This window comes from Nocardia amamiensis NBRC 102102 (genome assembly GCF_001612745.1).
Classification (GTDB): domain Bacteria; phylum Actinomycetota; class Actinomycetes; order Mycobacteriales; family Mycobacteriaceae; genus Nocardia; species Nocardia amamiensis.
Map to the genome: position 1 here is coordinate 1 of NZ_BDBA01000402.1, position 1,860 is coordinate 1,860.

A 1,860-nucleotide genomic window follows, 5' to 3' on the forward strand; every position below is an offset into this window, starting at 1 on the left:
TAAGGGGGGAAACACCCACGGTCTCGCAAGGCGCAGCCACCTCGACATGGTTCGCCAGACGGCTCAGGTCTTTGCTGCGTTGCCGAGCCGTTGCAGGCTGGTCATGTCGTCGGTGGTGAGGTTGGCGGGATCGGTCATGATCCACCCGGGTTATGTCCCGGACCGACGGCAACAAGACCACCCGAACACCACCGACGCCATCACCCGCAACCCCGAACATTCCAGCGCCAACACGCAGAACCTCGACATCAAAAGGTTTGCACCAGAGCCAAGGTTCGTGATGGGATCGCATTCGGGATTCTGACCAACCAGCTTCCCATCGTTGCCGACCCGATGCCGTGGCCGTGACGTGGATGTTACGCCCCCAGGCAAATTGGCTACGGCGTGGGACTGGCCTTCACCGCCGCCCGAGCCGGCGTTCGTGTCGTTCTTCGACCCGCTCGCCGCCGGCACCGGCCGCGGAGACGCCACAGGAACCCTGACATACCACCGATCGCAAACCGCGAGTACGCTCGCCGCGGTGATTGCCTGGCGAAGAGCCCGATTCGGGCCGGTAGACAACAGCAGCGGGAGCGGCGATGGACGACAGCGGGTCACACGGCGCGGAAAACGAGAAATGGGAACTGCTCGGCGACCTCACCGAGTCCCGTTACCATCGCAATATTGCCCGACTGCGCGCCTGCCGCAGTGAAGGTGTGCTGGTTAAGATCGCCGATGGCGGCCAACGGCGGCGAGTTGTGGCGTTGCAGCGTATGAACTCGTCGACTGAATTACGTGGATTCTATCCGTATCGCGCGGCCGGTCATTGCCTGCTGCGGGTGGCCCTTCGGCCGGGCATTTCGACAACCATCCCGCGACGGCGGCTCTCACGAAGCGATCGACCGGGACGAGGTTCGACCCGCGCCACCGCCTGCGAGCAACCCGCCGTGATCCGGTAGCTGCGCCCCGGGAAGCCGATATGCCACTCGATCCGGGCTCGCCGCCTAGACCGACCACATTAATCTCCGATACTATTGCAAAAAAATTAGCACAGCCTACTCCAGAAACAGAGGATTGCGTTGAATAGGCATTTACACGAGGAATGGTGACGTTCGGCGACGAGTAGGCGGTCCCGATTTGTCGATAATTCAGTTTAAGGATATGCTAAAAATTGAAAGTGTCTGTTGTGAAAATTAATCGCGGCATGATTTCGCTCGCCTGGGCTGCCAGCATACCGGTCGCTTGGTTCATTGTCGCCCTCCTACTTGACCAGGGACCGCTTCAGCAGCAAAGATCAACCTCGCTTACTCGGTACGGCGCGCTGCTTGGCAGTGATTTTGTACTGAGTGAATCCTGGCGCTTGATCGCGTCGCAATGGCTGCATGTGAACTTTAAGCACATGATCTTCAATGCACTCATTATTGCGTCTGCAGGATTTGCGCTGGAGAGGTGGATGCGTGGTACAACCGTGTTGATGCTCGGCACCGCAGGAGGGGCTGTTGCGCAGTGGACTACCGTTCGACTACACCCTGCCGAGTATATTTCGGGCGCCTCACAAGCCTATCTCGTCCTCTGTGGAATGCTGCTGGCGATTGCCTTCGAGAGCAAGGGGCGCCACCTGTTTTCGATTGCGGTTTCGGTGGTGGGAATTTCCGTGGCGATCACTCTGGATATCGTAATTTCGGATCATCATGCGATAAAGGCGGGACACCTCACGGGTCTGGTTTTTGGCCTGACGGTTGGAGCTCTTTTAGTAGTCGCTGACCGTCGTCGTAGGGGGCCGGAAATTCGATGATGGATTAGTACTGCAACTCCACTCGCGTGGTTCATTCCTGGTAGACCTGTCGCGTGGTGTTGGATCGTGCTGTGGTCGAACTAGCC

General features: G+C 58.7%; 3 protein-coding genes. All 3 read left to right on the forward strand.

From position 1 onward, the window contains the following. Nucleotides 1-304, forward strand: a 304-nt coding sequence (locus NA4_RS38020; protein WP_218022533.1) for a hypothetical protein, incomplete at its 5' end; no start/stop codon positions are given. A 274-nt stretch (nucleotides 305-578) separates the two neighbouring features. After that, on the forward strand, nucleotides 579-938 hold the full coding sequence (locus NA4_RS38025) for a hypothetical protein (RefSeq protein ID WP_067481064.1): 360 nt from the start codon (nucleotides 579-581) through the stop codon (nucleotides 936-938). Nucleotides 939-1,156: 218 nt separating this feature from the next. Beyond that, nucleotides 1,157-1,774 (forward strand): rhomboid family intramembrane serine protease, encoded by a 618-nt coding sequence (locus tag NA4_RS38030; RefSeq protein WP_245671800.1) that lies wholly within the window; start codon nucleotides 1,157-1,159, stop codon nucleotides 1,772-1,774. Nucleotides 1,775-1,860 lie beyond the last annotated feature (86 nt).

What these genes read in the sequence shown, in the direction of transcription:
- NA4_RS38025 (WP_067481064.1), top strand. Translation starts at nt 579, where the DNA reads ATGGACGACAGCGGGTCACACGGCGCGGAAAACGAGAAATGGGAACTG.